The organism is Variovorax trehalosi (assembly GCF_051216415.1).
GTDB lineage: Bacteria > Pseudomonadota > Gammaproteobacteria > Burkholderiales > Burkholderiaceae_C > Variovorax.
On sequence record NZ_JBPJZG010000001.1, the window covers coordinates 1122070 to 1141097 of the forward strand.

Genomic DNA, 19028 nt, shown 5'->3' on the forward strand with positions numbered 1-19028 from the left:
GAAGAGAAATTTTTCGAATCTGGGCGGTAGGACTGCAGGTAGGAGAGCAAAGCTGTTTTGGGCCCTATGCTCACATCGCCCGCGCTTCGCCGCGCAGCCAGCAGCCTTGCGCTTCCCCGCCACGGGCGGGAAGCCGCACGCCGATCATCGAGGGCGAGCCCATCGCCTCGCCTTGCCGGACCGTCACGAGCGTGGCCGCATCGCCCGCCAGCGCCTGCTCGCGCAGACCCCAGGCCAGTGCGGCGGCAGCGATGCCGGTGGCAGCGTCTTCCGGATAACCGGACGAGCGCGGAAACTGCCGCGCGCTGACGACCGGGCCGTCGCTGTCGGCGAGTGCAAAAGGGTAGAGGCCGGTTGATTCGAGCCGGTCGCACAGCGCCTCGACGCCGCCCAGGTCCACGCGCAGCGTGTGCAGCACATCGAGGCTTTCGAGGCGGACCAGCGTCTTGACGCGGCTCGTCGCCGAATTGAGCACCGGGCCGACGATCTGCCGCATCGCCACGCCGAGGCAGCGCGCGATCTCCTGCACCAGTGCGTCGCCCACAACCTGCACCTGGGCGCGCGGCTGGCTGATCTCGACCGTGCCCTGCACATACCGGCCTTCGACCGTTCCGCTCAAGGTCTCGACGGCCACCGGCGCGCCATTCCAGAGGCCGCGCTCGTGCAGCAGCCACAGCGCACCGATGGTCGCGTGGCCGCACATCTCCATCTCGTGACGCGGCACGAAGTAGCGCATGCGGAACTGGTGGTCGGCGCTCGATGGCTTCAGCACGAACACCGACTCGTGCCCGCTCAGGCGCGTGTGTTCCTGCATCTGCGCGGTGGTCATGTCGTCGGCACCGAGCCAGACGGGTGCCGGATTGCCGCCGGTGTCGGCGCCGGGCAGGGCGAATACGCGAACGAGCTGCATCGTCATCAGTCGGCCTTCGCATTGACGGCGCGGGCGATGCCACCCCAGAGCGCGATGTCGGCGCGGATCTTCTGCGCGAACGCTTCAGGGCTCAGGCTTTGCGGGGCCACGCCCTTGGAGAGCATGTCGGCGCGCAGGTTGCGGTCCTGCAGCACCTTGTCGAGGGCGGTGCGCAGGCGCTGCAGCACGTCCTTCGGCGTGGCAGCGGGCGCCATCAGACCGTACCAGAGCTCGGGCTTGAAGTCCTTGATGCCCGAGGCCTCGAAGGTCGGCAACTCCGGGAACACCGCCGAGGGTTGGCTGATCGCCAGCGCGCGCATCCGCGAGGCGCGCACCTGCGGCGCCAGCGCCACCGGGTTGTCGAACAGTGCCTGGATCTGGCCCGCCATCAGGTCGGTCTGCGCGGGCGCCGCGCCGCGGTAGGGGATGTGCGTCATGTCGACGCCGGTGCGCTGCTTGAAGAGCTCGGCCGCCAGGTGGCTCGCGGTGCCGTTGCCGATGCTGCCGTAGTTGAGCGTGCCGGGCTTGGATTTGGCGTAGCGGATGAACTCGGCGAGGTTCTGCGCCGGCAGCGCGGGCGACACCACCAGCACGAAAGGCGTGGTGCCGAGCGTGCCGACCGGCGTGAGGTCGGCCAGCGGGTCGTAGGGCAGCTTGGGATACACGGCCTGCGCCGAGGCGATGGTGGTGGTCGTCGCGGCCACGAGCGTGTAGCCGTCGGGCGAGGCCTTGGCCGCATAGCCCGTGCCGACGGTGCCGCCCGCACCCGCGCGGTTGTCGATGATCACCGGCACGCCCAGTTCGGCCTGCAGCTTCACCTGTACCGAACGGAAGATCACGTCGGTGCCGCCGCCCGCGGGGAAGGGCGCGACGATGGTGATCGGCTTGGCCGGGTAGGCGGCGTGGGCGGCCGCTGCGGCTGTCAGCACACCGGCCGCAGCCAGGCGGAGGCCGGCGCGCACGAGGGACGAGGGATTCATGAAGGTTCCTTGCAGGATCGACGAGGGGATGCGGGCTAGTCTTGTCGAAGGCGCCCCTCGGGGTGCGCCGGATCGCGACATTCGCGCGCACGAAAGCGACATTGGCGACAATCCCGCTCATGCCATCGAGAGACGCCCAGCCCGGCCTGCGGATTTCGCCGTTCATCGACCGGCTCGCCCACAAGGCGACGATGGTGGCGAACGCGCGTGAGGGCTACGCAACGAGCACGCATGCACACGATTGCGACATGCTCTTCGTGCCGCTCGCGGGCCGCTTCGACATCGTCGATGCGCAGGGCGATCCGCTGCAGTCTTCCCCCGGTCACTTCCTCTGGTTCGCTGCCGGTGCCGCCCACGCGACGAGCGCGCAGACGCTGCGGCAGACGCATGTCGCGGTGTACGTCGATTCCGAGTTCTGGGACATGGCGTTGCGCGCCCAGGGCGTCCACGCACCGGTGCAGGGCATGCGCGCCGGCAGCGCAGCGCTCACCGCGCTGTCGCAGCAGATGCTGTCGCTGGCGCAGGCGGGCGAGACCGAGGAACGCGTTGTCGCGCATTGCGGCGCACTGGTCATGGAGGCGGCGCGGCTCACGGCCCACCCGCTCGTGCAGCCGAACGACCGCGGCGCGCCCGCGCAGGTGCTCGCCGCACTGCTGGCCGACGACATCGAAGCCGACCTCGCACGCCCGCTCTCGCTCGATGCGTTCGCCGAGCGGCACCGGCTCTCGCGGCGGCAGGTCGAGCGCATTTTCAAGACCGCGTTCGAGGTGTCGCCGCTCGAATTCCAGCAGCGCAAGCGCCTGGAGCGCGCGCGCTACCTGCTGGAGAGCACCGACGACTCGGTGCTCTCGGTGGCGCAGCAAGTGGGGTGGGAGTCGGGCTCCTACCTCTCGCGCATGCTCGGCAAGGCCTGGGCCGTGACCGCCGCGCGGATCCGCGCTTCCGCGCCGCGCCCCTGAACGAACACCTCATCACGGAGAACAACGACCATGTCCGAATACACCGCAGAAGTGCTGTGGCAACGGGGCGACCAGGATTTCCTCGCCAACACCTACAGCCGCAGGCACTCGCTGCGCTTCGACGGCGGCGCGGAGTGGGCGGGCTCCTCGTCGCCGCATGTGGTGCCGTTGCCGTTTTCCGATGCCTCGGCGGTCGATCCGGAAGAAGCCTTCGTCGCGTCGCTGTCGAGCTGCCACATGCTCTGGTTCCTGACGATGGCGGTGAAGCGCAAGTTCTGCGTCGACCGCTACTTCGATGCGGCGAGCGGCATCATGGAGAAGAACGCAGAAGGCAAGATGGCCATGACCGTGGTCACGCTCCGGCCCGAGGTGACGTTCTCGGGCGAGAACCTGCCGACGCGCGAGCAGATCGCGCACATGCACCATCGCGCGCATGAGGAGTGCTTCATCGCGAATTCGGTGAAGACCGATGTGCGGTGCGAGCCGGTGTATGCCGCGGCCGAGTGAGGCGGTGAAGCCTCAGGACTTCGGGCAATAAGCCCCAGCCTCCGCCCAGGCCCGAATCAGCGCCCCGAACTGCACCTGCGTCCCCGGCGCCGGCGTGCGGTTCGCCCCCGGCTTCCAGGCCCAGCCGACCAGCGTGTCTTCCGACATGTGCTTCACCAGCGCGGCGAGGTCCATGTTGTCGTTGCGCGACTTGTCCTTGATCTGCTCGCAGATCTGCGCGAGCGACTTGCCTTGCCACGCCATAGAGGCCGGCGCCAGGTGCCACTTCGGATGGCCCGGCACCCCCGAGCTTTCGAAGTTCGCGGCCTGGTGGCAGGTGGCGCAGCGCATGCCTGGGGCACCGAAGCCATCGGCGCCGCGTATCACCCAGGGCTGGTGCGGGTTCATCGCATCGGTCTGCGTGGGGCGTTCGCCGCCGGGGTGGCAGTTTTGGCAGCGCGGGCTGTTGATGACCTTGCCGGCCTCGATGAAGAGGGCGGCCGCGCGGTCCTGCCTGTTCTCGATGCGGTCGAACTCGGATGCGGGCTTGAGCGTGACGGGATTGGTCGGCGTTGCGAGCTGCGCGAAGGCATGGCCGGCGAACACCAGCGAGAGCAGGGCGGCGGAGAAAGAAAAGAAGCGCTTCATCATGCGTCCCCCCTGACCATCGGCAATTGCGAGGGCCGCGGCTTCCCGAGCCGCGCCAGCGCGTTGGCCACCGCCGGTCCGATCGGTGGCACGCCCGGTTCGCCAACGCCCGTGGGCTTCTCTTTCGAATCGATGATCCTCACCTCGATCTCGGGCATCTCCTGGATGCGCAGCGACCGGTAGGTGTTGAAGTTGCGCTGCACCGGCCGCCCTTCGTCCAGGCTCACCTGCGCGTAGAGGATGTGGCCGAGCCCGAAGCCGATGCCGCCTTCCATCTGCGCGCGCACGATGTCGGGGTTGACGACCGTGCCGCAGTCCACCGCGCACCACACCTTGTGCACGCGCGGCTCGCCGTTCTCGCTCATCGAGACCTCGGCGATTTCCGCGACGTAGGTGCCGAAGGATTCGGCCACCGCCACACCGCGCGCACGTCCGCGCTCGGGCTGGGTGCCCGACGACCATTTCGCCATCTCAGCCACGGCTTTCAGCACGCCCGCGTGGCGCGCTGACTTGCCCATGAGCGAGAGCCGCCCGTCGACCGGGTCGAGCCCGGCTGTCTCGAGCAACTGGTCGATGAAGCACTCGGTGGCGTAGGCTGTGTGCGTGCTGCCCACCGAGCGCCACGAGGTCACCGGCACGCTGCCCTTGGCGATGTGCGCGTCGCAGCGGAAGTTGGGAATGTCATAAGGAATGCTCTTGGCGCCCTCGACCATGGTGCCGTCGATGCCGTCTTTCATCATTCCCTCGAAGGCAGTGCCGATGACGAACGACTGGCCCACGATGGTGTTGCTCCACGAGGCCACCTTCCCGTCTCGCAATACGCCGCGCAGTCGGTGCACGAAGGCGGGGCGGTAGAAGCCGCCGGTGATGTCGTCCTCGCGCGTCCAGACAATCTTCACCGGCTTGTTGGGGCCGAGCGCCTTGGCGGCCTCGGCCAGGTCCAGGATCATGTCGTGACCCAGGTCGATGCGCCGCCCGAAGCTGCCGCCCGCGAGCATGGTCTGGATCTCCACGTCCTCGGGCTTGATGCCGAAGACCTTGGCGATCTGCATCTGATCGAGCGTCTGGATCTGGCTCCCGTAGCGCGCCTTCACGCGCTGGCCGTCCCACACGAGAAAGCCGTTGAGCGGCTCCATCGGGCCGTGCGCGAGGTAGGGGAAGACGTACTCGGTTTCCACCACGCGCTCGCCGGCCACCTTGGATGCGACGTCGCCCTGGCTCGCGGCCACGGTGCCGGGGGAGCGCGCGAGCTGGCGGTAGTCCTCCACGATCTGCGCGCTGCTGCGCTTCTCGGCGGCCGCGTCGTCCCACACGATCTTCAGCTTCTCGCGGCCCTTGATGGCGGACCAGGTGTCCTTCGCGTAGACGGCCACGCCGGCGGAGATCTGCTTGACCTCGACCACGCCGTTGACCGCGCGCGTGGCCGTCGCATCGAACGACGTGACCTTGCCACCGAAGCGCGGCGCCCGCGCCACCACGACGGTGAGCATGCCGGGCTCGTGGATGTCCATCCCGAACTGCGCGGTGCCGTTGGTCTTGCCGGGCACGTCGAGCTTCTTCACCGCGCCTTCACGGCCGATGAGGCGGAAGGAGGACGGGTCTTTGAGCGGCGCGTCCTGCGGCACGGGCAGCTTCGACGCGGCCACCGCGAACTGGCCGAAGCGGCCCTGGCGGCGCGAGGCCACGTGGCGCAGCACGCCGCGTTCCACCGCGATGTCGGAGGCTGGTACTTTCCACGCGTTCGCGGCGGCCTGCACCAGCATCGCGCGCGCGACCGCGCCGGCCTTGCGCATCTGCTCGTACGAGTTGGCCACGGCGCTCGAACCGCCCGTGCCCTGTAGCGGGCCGAAGGAGAGGTTGTTGTAGAGCTTGGCGTCGGCGGGTGCGTGCTCGGCGCGCATCTGCGACCAGTCGGCGTCCATCTCCTCGGCCACGAGCGTGGTGAGGCCGGTCATCGGGCCCTGGCCGAATTCGATGTGCTTCACGAGCACGGTGACGGTGTTGTCGGTGGACACGCGCACGAAGGCGTTGGGTGCGAGCGCGGCGGCCTTGGCCTTGGAGGCGGTGGCCTGCGCGGCACGGGTGGCGGGCGTCAGGTAGACGCCGATCAGCAGGCCGGTGGTGGCCTGCAGCAGCGTGCGGCGCGAGAGAGTGCTTGTCGTGCTCATTGCATCACCCCTGCAGCGCACGCGCCGCGTCATGGATGGCCGCGCGGATGCGCACATAGGTCGCACATCGGCAGAGGTTGCCGTTCATCGCGAGGTCGATGTCGCGGTCGGTCGGCTTCTTCACTTCCTTGAGCAGTGCGACCGCGCTCATGATCTGGCCCGACTGGCAATAGCCGCACTGCGGCACGTCGCGCGCGATCCATGCGGCCTGCACGGCCTTGGCCTCGCGGCTGGTCGCGCCCTCGATGGTGGTGATGGCGCGCTTGCCGACCGCGGACACCGGGATCGAGCAGGAGCGCAGCGGCTGCCCGTCCATGTGCACGGTGCAGGCGCCGCACTGGGCCACGCCGCAGCCGAACTTGGTGCCGGTCAACTGGAGGTGGTCGCGCAGGACCCAGAGCAGCGGCGTGTCGTCGTCCACGTCGACGCGCCGCGTCTTTCCGTTCACTTGGATCTGATGAATCATGGCTCCCCTTCGTTGGGTGGCTAGATAGAAAGAACTACCGGGCTTCGCCTTCGCGCGTTTTCGCATGAGAGGGCCAGCCCAGGCTGGTGTACCTGTTCTACAGCGCCGAAGCAAGTCGGACGAGGGCTTGGCGTGCTCACTGCTTCGTATGATGCTTCGCACACAGGCGGCCCTTCGCGAACGAGGGCGTGTCATTGAAAACGGAGGGCGAACAATGCGGCGAGGAATTCTGGTGTGTCTGGGCCTGCTCGTTGCAGCACCGATGGCGGTGCATGCCAGCGATGCCCCGGACACCTGCGCAATGGGCGACCTCACCGCCGCAGCAGGCCAGTTCCGTGCGCGGGCGGCCGGCGGCGATTCCGGCGCGGCCTATTGCCTTGCACGGATGACCGAGAAGGGGCAGGGCACGCCGAAGGATGTGCGAGAGGCTGCGAGGTTGTATCGCGCTGCCGCCGAGCGTGGCGATGCCCGCGCCCAGTTCAGCCTCGGCCTGATGTTCGAAGAAGGAGCAGGCGTGCGCAAGGACGAGTCGCAGGCCGCGCGCTGGTACCGCAAGGCCGCGGATCAGGGCCATGCCCCTGCGCTGAACATGATGGGCGTCGTCTCCGAGAACGGCCGCGGCGTGGCAAAGGACAAGGCCCAGGCCGTCGCCTGGTATCGCAAGGCGGCGGAGAAGGGCGATGTGGATGGGCAGTTCAACCTGGCGACGGTGCTGGGCAACGGCATCGGCGTGAAGCAGGACGCCGCCGAGGCGGCGCTCTGGTACCGCAAGGCGGCGCAGCAGGGCCTGGCCGATGCGCAGTATTCGTTGGGGCTGGCCTACCACGATGGCTCGGGCGTGGCGCGCGATCTGCGCGAAGCCGCCGCCTGGTACCTCAAGGCCGCCGAACAGGGGCTGGCGGGCGCGCAGTACTCGATGGGGCTGATGTACAAGGACGGGCTGGGCGTCGCGCAAGACGACACCAAGGCCTTCGAATGGTGGCGCGCCGCCGCGGTGCAGGGCTTTGCGGAGGCGGAGGTACCGCTCGGCGCGGCATACACCGATGGCTCCGGTACGGCCCGGGACTTTGCACAGGGCCGCGCCTGGTTCCTCAAGGCCGCCGGACGGAACGACGCCTTGGCCCAGTACAACCTCGGCCTGATGTACCGGGACGGCATGGGCGTTGCCAAGGACCGGCGCAAGGCGGCTGGATGGCTGGGCAAGGCAGCGGCGCAGGGCGACGCGGATGCAAGGCAGGCGTTGAAGGAGCTCGGATCCGCGCCACGGCGTTGACGACGCTTCGATTGAGGGCGTTCGCCCGTCAGCGGGCAGCCGGCCAATCTGCCGTTGCTCAGCGCCGCTGCAGCCTCGGGTTCTTGGCGAACAGCTCGGCCGCCCAATCCACGAACGCCCGCACCTTCGCGCTCAGGTGGCGGTTCGGCGGATAGACCACATGGATCGGCAACGGGTCGCGGCTCCAGTCGGGCAGCACCTCGATCAGCTCGCCGCTTTCCAGGTGCGGCTCGGCCATGAAGGTGATGCACTGCGAAATGCCGAAGCCCCCGAGGACGGCAGCGATGTGCGCATTGCTCTCGTTCACCGACACCCGGTACGGCCCGTTCAGCTCGATGCGCTCGTCGCCCTTGTGGAACTCGTGCGGATAGATGCGCCGCGTGGTGCCCGAGAAATAGCTCACTACCGTGTGGCGCTTCTCGATGTCGTTCGGATGCTGCGGTGCGCCATAGCGCTTGATGTAGGCAGGCGAGGCCACCGTCACGAAATGCAGCGTGCCGATGCGGCGGGCCACGAGCGACTGGTCGCTGAGTTCGCCCGCGCGGATCACGCAGTCGACGTTGTCGCTGATCAGGTCGACCGTGCGGTCGCTCACGCCCAGGTCGACCTGGATGTCAGGGTAGCGGTCGCAGAAGCTGGCCAGGTTGGGCAGGATGATCTGCCGGGCCACCGAAGTCCCGACGTCGATGCGCAGCCGCCCCGTGGGGCTGGCCTGCGCATTGGTCATGCTGGCCTCCATGTCGTCGAAGTCGTTCAGGAGGCGGGCGGCGCGCTCGAAGTAGGCGGCACCGTCGGGCGTGACCGTCACGCGGCGCGTGGTGCGGTTCAGGAGCTTGACGCGCAGGCGCGATTCCAGCGCCTGGATCTGCTTGGTGACCGTGCCTTTGGGCAGGGCGAGTGAATCGGCGGCACGGGTGAATGTGCCGGCTTCCACCACGCGGACAAAGATCCGCATTGCCTGGATCTGATCCATTGAATGCCTGTGAATGCCTGTTGAGGGGGCCGGCCCACGCCGGAGGGAGGCGGATTCTCACACAAGGCGTTCAACCCCCTGTGGCATACGGATTGTTAGCCGTTTGGAAACAGAGTGGGGTCAGCTTGCCTGTTTCATGTCACACACGGCGCCTTATATTTCAACCATCGCCCATCACCCTGAGGTCGTCCATGTCACCCGTTCCATCGTCCCGTTCTGCCGAAGCTGCCGCTGCTGCCGCCGCGGTGCAAGGCGTGGAAGCCGATCTGCTGATCGAGCTGCCCGGTCGCGAACCGGTGGCCGCGCGTGTCTACGGACAGCGCGCCAAGAGCGACACCGCGCCCCTGGTGCTGCATTTCCATGGCGGCACCTTCGTGTGCGGCGGCCTGGACAACGGGCGCAACGTGGCACGGCTCCTGGCCGGCTCGGGCGCCGTGGTGGTTTCGCTGGCCTACCCGCTGGTGCCGTTCCCCGAGCCCATCGAAGTCGGTTATGCCGCCCTCGAATGGCTCTACAAGCAACGCACCAAGCTGGGTGGCAAGGGCGCTCTGGTTTATCTGGCCGGTGAGGAAGCCGGTGGCAACCTGGCTGCGGCGGTCGCGCTGATCGCTCGCGACCGGGCCCATCCGCCGCTGGCAGGCCAGATCCTGCTGTCGCCGATGCTCGATCCGTGCGCAGGCACCGCGTCGCTGCGCAAGGCGACCAACGATGCGCCCGAATGCCGCTGGGCCAGCGGCTGGGAAAAGTATTTGAGCTGCCCCTCGAACGCGACGCACCCCTATGCGGTGCCGAGCGGATCGCTGCGCCTCTCTGCCCTGGCACCCGCGCTGGTGCTGGTGGGGCAGGACGACGCGATGCGCGACGAAGCCATGACCTTCGCGGGCCGTTTGCGCGCGGCCGGCATCGAGGTCACCAGCAGCGTGCTGCCCGGCGCGGCGAACTGGCCCAAGGCGCTGTACGACCCCGACAACGAGGGTTGTCGAGACTGCGCGGCCAACGTGCAGCAGCACTTTCGCGAGTTCTTCAGCGCCACGACGCCGCCGCCTCCCGCGGCGCCCGAGCCCAGCTAGACCCGCAAGAGTCAGCACCGCCCACTGACAGCCGCCGCCTCCTCTGAGGCGGGCGTCCGGCCCCTCTTTTCCCCGAAATCCGCCTCCTGGTGCCAAAAGCACCGGGGTGGCCTGTTGCATCCCAAAAAGTCATCGAGAAGGACGAAACATCATGTCGAACAACGATCAACAAAAGCTCTCTTCCGCCGCCCGCAAGGGACTGTGGCCCGCCGTAACCGGCCTGACCGCACTGCTGGCGGTGGCCGCCGCGGTGGTGGGCATGTACAGCTTCAAGGCCGAGGCCACTGCGCCAGTGGCTGCGCAACAGGGCACCCCGGTGTCGGTCGCGACCGTCGCATCGAGCGAGATCAATGCGTGGGACGAGTTCTCGGGCCGCCTCGAAGCGGTCGAACGCGTCGATGTGCGATCCCGCGTGGCGGGCGCCGTGCAGGCGGTGCACTTCCGCGAAGGCGCGCTGGTCAAGCAGGGCGACCTGCTGATCACCATCGACCCGGCACCGTATGCCGCCGAAGTGGAACGCGCCGAAGCGCAGGTCGCCTCGGCACAAGCCCGCCAGGCGTTCAGCCGCAGCGAGCAGGAACGCGCCAAGCGCCTTTGGGACGAGCAGGCCATCGCCCAGCGTGAACTCGACGAACGCGTGAACGCCGGCCGCGAAGCCGAAGCCAACCTGCGCGCCGCGCAGGCCTCGCTGCAGACCGCACGCCTGAGCCTGGGCTACACCCAGGTGCGGGCGCCGGTGTCCGGCCGCATCGGCAAGCTCGAAGTGACGGTGGGCAACCTCGTCGCCGCGGGCCCCGGCGCGCCGGTGCTGACCACGCTGGTGTCGGTGAGCCCGATCTACGCGAGCTTCGATGCCGACGAGCAGGTCATCACCCGCGCCTTGAAGGACCTGCCGGCCAACGCCGGTGCGCGCGGCCAGATCGACACGATCCCCGTGCAGATGGGCACTGCGGGCCTGGACGGCACGCCCTTCACCGGCAAGCTGCAGCTGATCGACAACCAGGTCGATGCCCGCAGCGGCACGGTGCGCGTGCGCGCCTCGTTCGACAACAAGGACGGCGCGCTCATTCCCGGCCAGTTCGCCCGCATCCGCATGGGCCAGGCCCGCAACGACACCGCACTGCTGGTGAGCGAACGCGCCATCGGCACCGACCAGAACAAGAAGTTCGTGATGGTCGTGGGTGAAGACAACAAGGCGGTCTACCGCGAGGTGGCGCTCGGCGCATCCATCAACGGCCTGCGTGTCGTGAGCAAGGGCCTGAAGGCCGGCGATCGCGTCGTGGTCAACGGCCTGCAGCACATCCGCCCGGGTGCGCTGGTGGTGCCGCAGCAAGTGACCATGGATGCCAAGGCCGACGCCGCCAAGCAACAACAACCGGAACGCGTGGCCGAGGCCGCGAAGTCCTGAAACCGGAGGGGAGCGCACCAGCGCTCACCGGAGAACCAACATGAATCTCTCTAAATTCTTCATCGACCGGCCGATCTTTGCCGGCGTGCTGTCGCTATTGATGCTGATAGCCGGCCTGATCGCGCTGCGCGGGCTGCCGATCTCGGAGTACCCGGAAGTCGCGCCGCCTTCGGTGGTGGTGCGCGCCCAGTACCCGGGCGCCAACCCCAAGGTGATCGCCGAAACCGTGGCCACGCCGCTGGAAGAGCAGATCAACGGCGTCGAAGGCATGCTCTACATGGGCAGCCAAGCAACGACCGACGGCGTGCTCACGCTCACCGTCACCTTCCGCCTCGGCACCGATCCCGACAAGGCACAGCAGCTCGTGCAGAACCGCGTCTCGCAAGCCGAGCCGCGCCTGCCCGAGGAAGTGCGGCGCCTGGGCATCACGACCGTCAAGAGCGCACCCGACCTCACGATGGTGGTCCACCTCGTGTCGCCGAACAACCGCTACGACATCAACTACCTGCGCAACTACGCGGTGCTGAACGTCAAGGATCCGCTTGCGCGCATCGAAGGCGTGGGCCAGGTGCAGATCTTCGGCGGCGGCGACTACTCGATGCGCGTCTGGCTCGACCCGCAGAAGGTTGCCCAGCGCGGCCTCTCGGCGAGCGACGTGGTGGCAGCGATCCGCGGCCAGAACGTACAGGCCGCGGCCGGCGTGGTCGGCGCTTCGCCGGGCCTCTCGGGCGTGGACATGCAGCTCTCCATCAATGCGCAAGGGCGCCTGCAGAGCGAAGAAGAGTTCGGCGACATCATCGTCAAGAGCGGCACCGACGGCGCCGTGACCCGCCTGCGAGATATCGGCCGCCTGGAGATGGGCGCCGCCGACTACTCGCTGCGTTCGCTGCTGAACAACGACCCGGCCGTCGGCATGGGCGTGTTCCAGGCACCGGGCTCCAATGCGCTCGACATCTCGGCCAACGTCCGCAAGACGATGGAAGAGCTCAACAAGAACATGCCGGAAGGCCTGGAGTACCGCATCGCCTACGACCCGACGCAGTTCGTGCGTGCGTCGATCGAATCGGTGATCCACACGCTGCTCGAAGCCATCGCGCTGGTGGTGCTGGTGGTGATCCTGTTCCTGCAGACCTGGCGCGCCTCGATCATTCCGCTGCTGGCCGTGCCGGTGTCGGTGATCGGTACCTTCGCGGTGCTGCACATCCTCGGTTTCTCGATCAATGCGCTGAGCCTGTTCGGGCTGGTGCTGGCCATCGGCATCGTGGTGGACGACGCCATCGTGGTGGTGGAAAACGTCGAGCGGAACATCGAAGCCGGATTGACGCCGCGTGAGGCGACGTACCGAGCGATGCGCGAAGTGTCCGGGCCCATCATCGCGATCGCGCTGGTGCTGGTGGCCGTGTTCGTTCCGCTTGCTTTCATCAGCGGCCTCACGGGCCAGTTCTATCGCCAGTTCGCGGTGACCATCGCGATCTCGACGGTGATCTCGGCGATCAATTCGCTGACGCTGTCGCCGGCTCTTGCTGCATTGCTGCTGCGCGGCCATGACCAGCCCAAGGACGCATTGACGCGCGGCATGGACAAGGCCTTCGGCTGGCTCTTCCGCGGCTTCAACCGCCTCTTCCATCGCGGTTCGGAGGCCTACAGCGGCGGCGTGAAGAACGTCATCTCGCGCAAGGCGCTGATGCTGGCGATCTACGTCGCGCTGATCGCGGTGACCTTCGGCCTCTTCAAGGCGGTGCCCGGCGGCTTCGTGCCGGCGCAGGACAAGCAATACCTGATCGGTTTTGCGCAACTGCCCGACGGCGCCACGCTCGACCGCACCGACGAAGTGATCCAGCGCATGGGCGAGATCATGAAGAAGAACCCGAACGTGGAAGACGCCATCGCCTTCCCGGGCCTGTCGATCAACGGCTTCACCAACAGCTCCAACTCGGGCATCGTGTTCGCCACGCTCAAGCCCTTCGACCAGCGCAAGCGCCCCGACCAGAGCGGCGGTGCGGTGGCCGGCCAGCTCAACGGCGCTTTCTCGAGCATCCAGGACGCGTTCATCGTGATGTTCCCGCCGCCACCGGTGGCGGGCCTGGGCACCACGGGCGGCTTCAAGCTGCAGATCGAAGACCGCGCCTCGGTCGGCTACGACCAGATGGACCAGGCAGTGAAGGCCTTCATGGCCAAGGCGCAGGCCGCGCCCGAGCTGACGGGCATGTTCACGAGCTGGCAGGTCAACGTGCCGCAGCTGTACGCGGACATCGACCGCACCAAGGCCCGCCAGCTCGGCGTGCCGGTGACGGACATCTTCGACACGATGCAGATCTACCTGGGTAGCCTGTACGCCAACGACTTCAACAAGTTCGGCCGCACGTACTCCGTGCGCGTCCAGGCCGATGCGCCTTACCGCGCCCGTGCCGAAGACGTGGGCCTGTTGAAGGTGCGTTCGACGAGTGGCGAAATGGTGCCGCTGGCCGCGCTGATGAAGGTCAACTCGACCTTCGGTCCGGAACGCGCCATGCGCTACAACGGCTACCTCGCGGCCGACATCAACGGCGGCCCGGCCCCCGGCTACTCGTCGGGCCAGGCGCAGGACGTGATCACCAAGATCGCGGCCGAGACGCTGCCCAAGGGCGTGAGCTTCGAGTGGACCGAGCTGACCTACCAGGAAATCCTGGCCGGCAACTCCGCCTTCCTGGTGTTCCCGCTGGCCATCCTGCTGGTGTTCCTGGTGCTGGCTGCCCAGTACGAGAGCCTGACGCTGCCGATCGCGATCATCCTGATCGTGCCGATGGGCATCATGGCCGCGATGGCGGGCGTATGGATATCGGGGGGTGACAACAACGTCTTCACGCAGATCGGACTGATCGTGCTGGTGGGGCTGAGTGCGAAGAACGCGATTCTGATCGTGGAGTTCGCACGGGAGCTGGAGTTCGCCGGACGCACGCCCATCCAGGCTGCGATCGAAGCGAGCCGCCTGCGCCTGCGCCCGATCCTGATGACCTCGCTGGCCTTCGTGATGGGTGTGCTGCCCCTTGTGCTCTCGACCGGCGCGGGCTCGGAGATGCGCAAGGCCATGGGCGTGGCGGTGTTCGCCGGGATGATCGGCGTGACGGCCTTCGGCCTGTTCCTGACGCCGGTGTTCTATGTGCTGCTGCGTCGCCTGGCGGGCAACAAGCCGCTCAAGCTGCATGGCGAAGTGCCGCATGGCGAGGAGTTCGTCTCGGCGGGCCACCCGGCCGCTCCGGCGCCGTCGTCGCACGGTGGTTCCGGTGGTGGCGGGCTGCACCCCGTGCCGGCCTCGCCGCGTCCCTCGCACGAGTCGCATGACTGATCGCATCGCCGATCCAGAAGAAAGTTCATCATGAAATTCGCATTCCAACCTTTGGTCCGCAACGCACTGTTGCCGTTGGTGGCAGCCCTGGCGCTGGCCGGCTGCGCCACCGTGCCCTCGGGCGTGCCGGAAATCCAGACCACGGCGCAGTTCAAGGAGCAGGGCGCCACGCCGCCCGCCGGCTTCACGAAGGCACTGCCTTCGGAAGCCCAGGCACGCGGCGCCTGGTGGCTGGCGTTCAACGACCCGGTGCTCAATGCGCTGGTCGAGAAGGCCGACGTCAACAACAACAACATCCAGGGCGCCGCGGCGCGTCTGGCCGAGGCCCGCGCGCTGGCGCGCAGTGCCAACGCCGACCGGCTGCCGCAGATCGGCCTGGGCGCAGGCGCCAACCGAGGCGCGGGCCTGGACAAGGCTTCGGCCAGCGTCAGGCCGGGCACGATGACCAACATCGGCGCCACCTTCTCTTATGAGGTCGATCTGTTCGGCCGCCTCTCGGGCGCCAGCAACGCGGCCAAGCTCGACGCGGTCGGTCGCGAAGGCCTGCTGCAAAGCACGCGCCTCGCGGTGCAGGCCGAAGTGGCGCAGACCTATCTGCAGCTGCGCGCGCTCGACGCCGAACGCGCCCTGATGCGCGAGACCGTCGAGGCCTACAGCGACACGCTGCGCCTCACGCAGCGCCGCCAGGCCGCCGGCGACATCGCCGAGCTCGACGTGGCGCGTGTGCAGACCGAGGTGTCGTCCACCGAATCGGATGCGCTGGCGCTCGACCGCCAACGTGCCCAGGTCGAGCACGCGCTCGCGGTGCTGGTCGGCGATTCGGCCTCCAGCTTCGGCGTGCGCACCGACGAATGGGCGACCGCGCTGCCGGCTATTCCGCCGGGCGTGCCGGGCACCGTGCTCACGCGCCGGCCCGACGTGTCGGCCGCGCAGAACGCGGTGCTCGCGGCGCAGGCCCGCGTGGGCGTGGCGCAGGCCGCGTGGTTCCCGGACATCTCGCTGACCGGCGCCGCCGGCTACGCCTCGCCCGAGATCGGCGACCTCTTCAAGTGGTCGGCCCGTTCATGGGGCGTCGGTGCGCTGCTGTCTCTGCCGATCTTCGACGGCGGCCGCCGCGAAGCTGGCGTGCAGGGCGCCAATGCCCAGCTCGATGGCGCGATCGCCAGCTATCGCACGCAGGTGCTGGTGGCGTTCCAGGAGGTCGAAGACCAGCTGGCCGCGATCCGCATCCTGCAGGAGCAGTCGGTGGTGCAGGCCAAGGCGGTGTCCTCGGCCCAACGGGCGACGAGCCTGTCGGACACGCGCTATCGCAATGGCTACATCAGCCAGCTCGACCTGCTCGATGCACGCCGCAGCGAACTGCGCAACCGGCGCCAGGCGCTGCAGGTGAAGTCGGCGCAGTACCAGGCCGCGGTGGGCCTGATCCGCGCGATCGGCGGTACGTGGGAAGTGCCGGCGGCGACCGCTTCGGCTACGGCGGCGCAGAAGGTGGCGACGCGCTGATCTTCTGGAGCTCCGCGACGCCCATGGCCAGGGCGTTGGAGTAGCTGGCCTGCGGCTTCGCGGCCGAGCGGAACACCCGGTAGTCGAGGGTGTCGTGAAGGTCTGAATGGCCGCTGTTGTCGAGGGCTTCGAGCAGGGTCCAGTAGAACTGGCCCGGCTCGCGTTCCTCGACAGTGAGCGCCAGGTCGTTGAGGGCAGGCATGGGTCCGTGGTCGCAAGGCATTGAGATGTCTTGTATACGGACAAACGGCCACCCAGGATTCAAAAAGCAACGGCGCTTGCGGTGGTCGGCGTGAAAGATGCCGCATTTCGGCCGCCCGATTCGGGGCACGCCGGCGCTCAACGACAATCCGGCCCATGAGTTCAACGGCGAAAAATGGGCCGGCGCGCTGCGTCATGGTCCTGGGCACCACCAGCGGAGCCGGCAAGAGTTGGCTGGCCACGGCGCTGTGCCGCTGGTACGCGCGGCAGGGGCTGAAAGTGGCGCCCTTCAAGGCGCAGAACATGAGCAATAACGCCCGCGTGGTCGATGGCGGCGAGATCGGCAGCGCCCAGTACTTCCAGGCCCTGGCCGCGAATGCCGTGCCCGATGTGCGGATGAATCCGCTGCTGCTCAAGCCCGAGCGCGACACCCACAGCCAGGTCGTCCTGATGGGGCAGGTGAGCGAGGCGCTCTCGGCCTTGCCCTGGCGCGGCCGTAGCGAACGCGTGTGGCCGCAGATCGCGCAGGCGCTCGACGAACTGCGCGCCGAGAACGACGTGGTGGTGATCGAAGGCGCGGGCTCGCCGGCCGAGATCAACCTGATGGCGAGCGACATCGTCAACCTGCGCGTGGCCCGGCATGCCGAGGCCCGCTGCCTTCTCGCGACCGACATCGACCGGGGCGGCGCGTTCGCCCACCTCTACGGCACCTGGGCGCTGATGCCCGAGGCCGACCGCGCGCTGCTGCACGGCTTCGTGTTGAACAAATTCCGTGGCGATGCCTCGTTGCTGTCGCCCGCGCCCGAAAAACTGCAGGCGCTGACCGGCGTGCCCACGGTCGCGACGCTGCCGATGTGGTGGCAGCACGGACTGCCGGAAGAAGACGGCGTGTTCGACGACCGCAGCCGCGCGAGCGGCAAGGTGACCGCGACCGTGGCCGTCGTCGCCTATCCGCGCATCAGCAACCTCGACGAATTCCAGTCGCTCAAGAATGTGCCCGGTGTGCGGCTGGTCTGGGCGCGCTCGCCCGCCGACGTGGCCGGCGCCGACTGGATCGTGCTTCCCGGCTCCAAGCACACGAGCGGCGACCTGGCCTGGCTGCGCGCACAGGGGCTCGACAGCGCCGTGGCCGCCCATGCAGCCCGTGGCGGCGTGGTGCTGGGCATCTGCGGCGGGCTGCAGATGCTGGGCGAAGCGCTGGTCGATCCGCATGGCATCGACGGCAATGCGCCCGGCCTCGGCCTACTGCCGTTGGTGACCGTGTTCGAACGCGAGAAGACCGTGCGCCACCGCGTGGCCACCTTCGGCACGCTGGCCGGCGACTGGGCCGCACTGTCGGATGTACCGATGGCCGGCTACGAGATTCACCACGGCCAGACCGCCGCCCACCCCCAGATGGCGCAGGACGGCCAAGCCGTGATGCCCGAGGGGCTGGCCTGGCAGAACGCGCGCGGCAACGTGCTCGGGCTGTACCTTCACGGGCTGTTCGAGGATGCCGCGGTGCTGCATGCGCTGTTCGGCGCCGCGGCGCCCACGCTCGACAGCACCTTCGACGGCCTGGCCGATTTCATCGACACCCATTTCGACGCCGGCGTTCTTGCCGGCCTCATTGCATGAACGACACCATTCCCTCCATCTCCGACATCACCGACGCAGCACTCGCGGCTCGCCTGCAAAGCACGATCGACAACAAGACCAAGCCGCTTGGCGCGCTCGGCAAGCTCGAAACGCTGGCCTTGCGGATCGGCACGATCCTGGGCAGCGAAACGCCAGTGCTCGAAGCGCCGCAGATGCTGGTCTGCGCTGGAGACCACGGGCTGGCGGCGCGCGGCGTCTCGGCCTTTCCGAGCGACGTGACCTGGCAGATGGTCGAGAACTTTCTTGCCGGCGGGGCGGCGGTCAGTGTGCTCGCGCGACAGCACGGGCTTGCGCTGACGGTGGTCGATTGCGGCGTGCGGCGGGACTTTCAGCCTCGCGCGGGGCTGGTGTCGCGGCGGATCGCTGCCGGGACGGCGGATGCGTCGGCCGGCCCCGCGATGACCGCCGAGCAATGCGCACAAGCCATCGCCAACGGCCGCGAGGTGGTGCGCGCGCTGCCCGGCAATGCCTTGCTGCTGGGCGAGATGGGCATCGGCAACAGCTCGTTGGCTGCGTTGTTGCTCGCTCGGCTCGCCGGGCTGGACATCGGCGCCTGCACCGGCGCGGGCACCGGTCTCGACGCGGCGGGGCTGGCACGCAAGCGGGATGTGCTGCGCGAAGTGCTCGCATTGCATTCGACTGCGAAAGAACCGCTCGATGCGCTGGCCGCATTCGGCGGTTTCGAGGTCGCCACGCTGGTCGGCGCGGTGCTGCAGGCGGCGGAAGAACGTCGCGTGATCGTGGTCGACGGCTTCATCGCGAGCGCCGCGGTGCTGGTCGCGCAGGCGCTGCAGCCGCATGTGACGCAGCGCTGCGTCGCCGCGCACAGCTCGGCGGAGCCGGGTCATGCGCTGCTGCTGAAGCACCTCGGTCTCGAGCCCCTGCTGAACCTGGACCTTCGCCTGGGCGAAGGCTCAGGCGGTGCACTGGCTTGGCCGCTGCTCGAATCGGCCTGCCGCATCCTGCGCGAGATGGCCAGCTTCGAGGCGGCGGGCGTGTCGCGCAAGGAAAACTGAGCCT

The 19028-nt window shown here is 68.2% G+C and carries 16 protein-coding genes; 9 read left to right on the plus strand and 7 right to left on the minus strand.

Going from position 1 to position 19028, the window contains the following annotated elements; translation table 11 throughout:
- Positions 1-70: 70 nt before the first annotated feature.
- Entirely contained in the window at positions 71-916 is an 846-nt protein-coding gene (locus tag ACSFA7_RS05270; protein WP_435498402.1) for a PhzF family phenazine biosynthesis protein, read from the minus strand.
- Entirely contained in the window at positions 916-1890 is a 975-nt protein-coding gene (locus ACSFA7_RS05275; RefSeq protein ID WP_435498403.1) for a Bug family tripartite tricarboxylate transporter substrate binding protein, read from the minus strand. The genes ACSFA7_RS05270 and ACSFA7_RS05275 overlap by 1 nt, the downstream gene beginning before the upstream one ends.
- Positions 1891-2009: 119 nt before the next feature.
- On the opposite strand from ACSFA7_RS05275, the gene ACSFA7_RS05280 reads away from it, so the two are divergent.
- The gene (locus tag ACSFA7_RS05280; protein ID WP_435498404.1) at positions 2010-2849 is read left to right on the plus strand and encodes a helix-turn-helix domain-containing protein; all 840 of its coding nucleotides are present in this window, start codon (positions 2010-2012) and stop codon (positions 2847-2849) included.
- 30 nt (positions 2850-2879) lie between these two features.
- Positions 2880-3356 (plus strand): OsmC family protein, encoded by a 477-nt coding sequence (locus ACSFA7_RS05285; RefSeq protein WP_435498405.1) that lies wholly within the window; start codon positions 2880-2882, stop codon positions 3354-3356.
- A gap of 12 nt (positions 3357-3368) precedes the next feature.
- Here ACSFA7_RS05285 and ACSFA7_RS05290 read toward each other — a convergent pair whose 3' ends face one another.
- The 3 genes from ACSFA7_RS05290 to ACSFA7_RS05300 are packed head-to-tail and all read right to left on the minus strand — an operon-like array spanning position 3369 to position 6617.
- A complete protein-coding gene (locus ACSFA7_RS05290) occupies positions 3369-3983 on the minus strand; it encodes an Isoquinoline 1-oxidoreductase subunit (protein WP_435498406.1) in 615 nt (204 codons plus the stop codon).
- The gene (locus ACSFA7_RS05295) at positions 3983-6151 is read right to left on the minus strand and encodes a xanthine dehydrogenase family protein molybdopterin-binding subunit (RefSeq protein WP_435498407.1); all 2169 of its coding nucleotides are present in this window, start codon (positions 6149-6151) and stop codon (positions 3983-3985) included. Before ACSFA7_RS05295 ends, ACSFA7_RS05290 begins: the two co-directional genes overlap by 1 nt.
- Positions 6152-6155: 4 nt before the next feature.
- Entirely contained in the window at positions 6156-6617 is a 462-nt protein-coding gene (locus ACSFA7_RS05300; RefSeq protein ID WP_435498408.1) for a (2Fe-2S)-binding protein, read from the minus strand.
- Positions 6618-6831: 214 nt separating this feature from the next.
- Between ACSFA7_RS05300 and ACSFA7_RS05305 the strand changes: the two genes are divergently transcribed.
- Positions 6832-7890: a tetratricopeptide repeat protein gene (locus tag ACSFA7_RS05305; protein ID WP_435498409.1), complete on the plus strand. Its 1059-nt coding sequence runs from the start codon at positions 6832-6834 to the stop codon at positions 7888-7890.
- 58 nt (positions 7891-7948) lie between these two features.
- On the opposite strand, the gene ACSFA7_RS05310 is transcribed toward ACSFA7_RS05305, so the two are convergent.
- Entirely contained in the window at positions 7949-8863 is a 915-nt protein-coding gene (locus tag ACSFA7_RS05310) for a LysR family transcriptional regulator (protein WP_206178989.1), read from the minus strand.
- A 191-nt stretch (positions 8864-9054) separates the two neighbouring features.
- Between ACSFA7_RS05310 and ACSFA7_RS05315 the strand changes: the two genes are divergently transcribed.
- The 4 genes from ACSFA7_RS05315 (at position 9055) to ACSFA7_RS05330 (ending at position 16169) form a co-directional block, all read left to right on the plus strand.
- The gene (locus ACSFA7_RS05315; protein WP_435498410.1) at positions 9055-9933 is read left to right on the plus strand and encodes an alpha/beta hydrolase; all 879 of its coding nucleotides are present in this window, start codon (positions 9055-9057) and stop codon (positions 9931-9933) included.
- 151 nt (positions 9934-10084) lie between these two features.
- A complete protein-coding gene (locus ACSFA7_RS05320; protein WP_435498411.1) occupies positions 10085-11341 on the plus strand; it encodes an efflux RND transporter periplasmic adaptor subunit in 1257 nt (418 codons plus the stop codon).
- Positions 11342-11381: 40 nt separating this feature from the next.
- On the plus strand, positions 11382-14666 hold the full coding sequence (locus tag ACSFA7_RS05325; RefSeq protein WP_435498412.1) for an efflux RND transporter permease subunit: 3285 nt from the start codon (positions 11382-11384) through the stop codon (positions 14664-14666).
- A 30-nt stretch (positions 14667-14696) separates the two neighbouring features.
- Positions 14697-16169, plus strand: coding sequence for an efflux transporter outer membrane subunit (locus ACSFA7_RS05330; RefSeq protein ID WP_435498413.1), 1473 nt, complete (start codon positions 14697-14699; stop codon positions 16167-16169).
- Here the strand turns inward: ACSFA7_RS05330 and ACSFA7_RS05335 are convergent.
- Entirely contained in the window at positions 16138-16371 is a 234-nt protein-coding gene (locus tag ACSFA7_RS05335) for a hypothetical protein (RefSeq protein ID WP_435498414.1), read from the minus strand. The genes ACSFA7_RS05330 and ACSFA7_RS05335 overlap by 32 nt on opposite strands.
- Before the next feature lie 155 nt (positions 16372-16526).
- On the opposite strand from ACSFA7_RS05335, the gene ACSFA7_RS05340 reads away from it, so the two are divergent.
- Both ACSFA7_RS05340 and cobT read left to right on the plus strand, forming a co-directional pair.
- Entirely contained in the window at positions 16527-17987 is a 1461-nt protein-coding gene (locus tag ACSFA7_RS05340) for a cobyric acid synthase (protein WP_435498415.1), read from the plus strand.
- Positions 17984-19024 (plus strand): nicotinate-nucleotide--dimethylbenzimidazole phosphoribosyltransferase, encoded by a 1041-nt coding sequence (gene cobT, locus ACSFA7_RS05345; protein ID WP_435498416.1) that lies wholly within the window; start codon positions 17984-17986, stop codon positions 19022-19024. The genes ACSFA7_RS05340 and cobT overlap by 4 nt, the downstream gene beginning before the upstream one ends.
- Positions 19025-19028: the final 4 nt, after the last annotated feature.

Bases quoted from the DNA above. Each gene is read 5' to 3' on its own strand.
- ACSFA7_RS05340 (WP_435498415.1), top strand. From the start codon at position 16,527: ATGAGTTCAACGGCGAAAAATGGGCCGGCGCGCTGCGTCATGGTCCTG.
- cobT (WP_435498416.1), top strand. From the start codon at position 17,984: ATGAACGACACCATTCCCTCCATCTCCGACATCACCGACGCAGCACTC.
- ACSFA7_RS05290 (WP_435498406.1), bottom strand. From the start codon at position 3,983: ATGAAGCGCTTCTTTTCTTTCTCCGCCGCCCTGCTCTCGCTGGTGTTC.
- ACSFA7_RS05315 (WP_435498410.1), top strand. From the start codon at position 9,055: ATGTCACCCGTTCCATCGTCCCGTTCTGCCGAAGCTGCCGCTGCTGCC.
- ACSFA7_RS05325 (WP_435498412.1), top strand. From the start codon at position 11,382: ATGAATCTCTCTAAATTCTTCATCGACCGGCCGATCTTTGCCGGCGTG.
- ACSFA7_RS05275 (WP_435498403.1), bottom strand. From the start codon at position 1,890: ATGAATCCCTCGTCCCTCGTGCGCGCCGGCCTCCGCCTGGCTGCGGCC.
- ACSFA7_RS05270 (WP_435498402.1), bottom strand. From the start codon at position 916: ATGACGATGCAGCTCGTTCGCGTATTCGCCCTGCCCGGCGCCGACACC.
- ACSFA7_RS05280 (WP_435498404.1), top strand. From the start codon at position 2,010: ATGCCATCGAGAGACGCCCAGCCCGGCCTGCGGATTTCGCCGTTCATC.
- ACSFA7_RS05285 (WP_435498405.1), top strand. From the start codon at position 2,880: ATGTCCGAATACACCGCAGAAGTGCTGTGGCAACGGGGCGACCAGGAT.
- ACSFA7_RS05300 (WP_435498408.1), bottom strand. From the start codon at position 6,617: ATGATTCATCAGATCCAAGTGAACGGAAAGACGCGGCGCGTCGACGTG.
- ACSFA7_RS05335 (WP_435498414.1), bottom strand. From the start codon at position 16,371: ATGCCTGCCCTCAACGACCTGGCGCTCACTGTCGAGGAACGCGAGCCG.
- ACSFA7_RS05320 (WP_435498411.1), top strand. From the start codon at position 10,085: ATGTCGAACAACGATCAACAAAAGCTCTCTTCCGCCGCCCGCAAGGGA.
- ACSFA7_RS05310 (WP_206178989.1), bottom strand. From the start codon at position 8,863: ATGGATCAGATCCAGGCAATGCGGATCTTTGTCCGCGTGGTGGAAGCC.
- ACSFA7_RS05330 (WP_435498413.1), top strand. From the start codon at position 14,697: ATGAAATTCGCATTCCAACCTTTGGTCCGCAACGCACTGTTGCCGTTG.
- ACSFA7_RS05295 (WP_435498407.1), bottom strand. From the start codon at position 6,151: ATGAGCACGACAAGCACTCTCTCGCGCCGCACGCTGCTGCAGGCCACC.
- ACSFA7_RS05305 (WP_435498409.1), top strand. From the start codon at position 6,832: ATGCGGCGAGGAATTCTGGTGTGTCTGGGCCTGCTCGTTGCAGCACCG.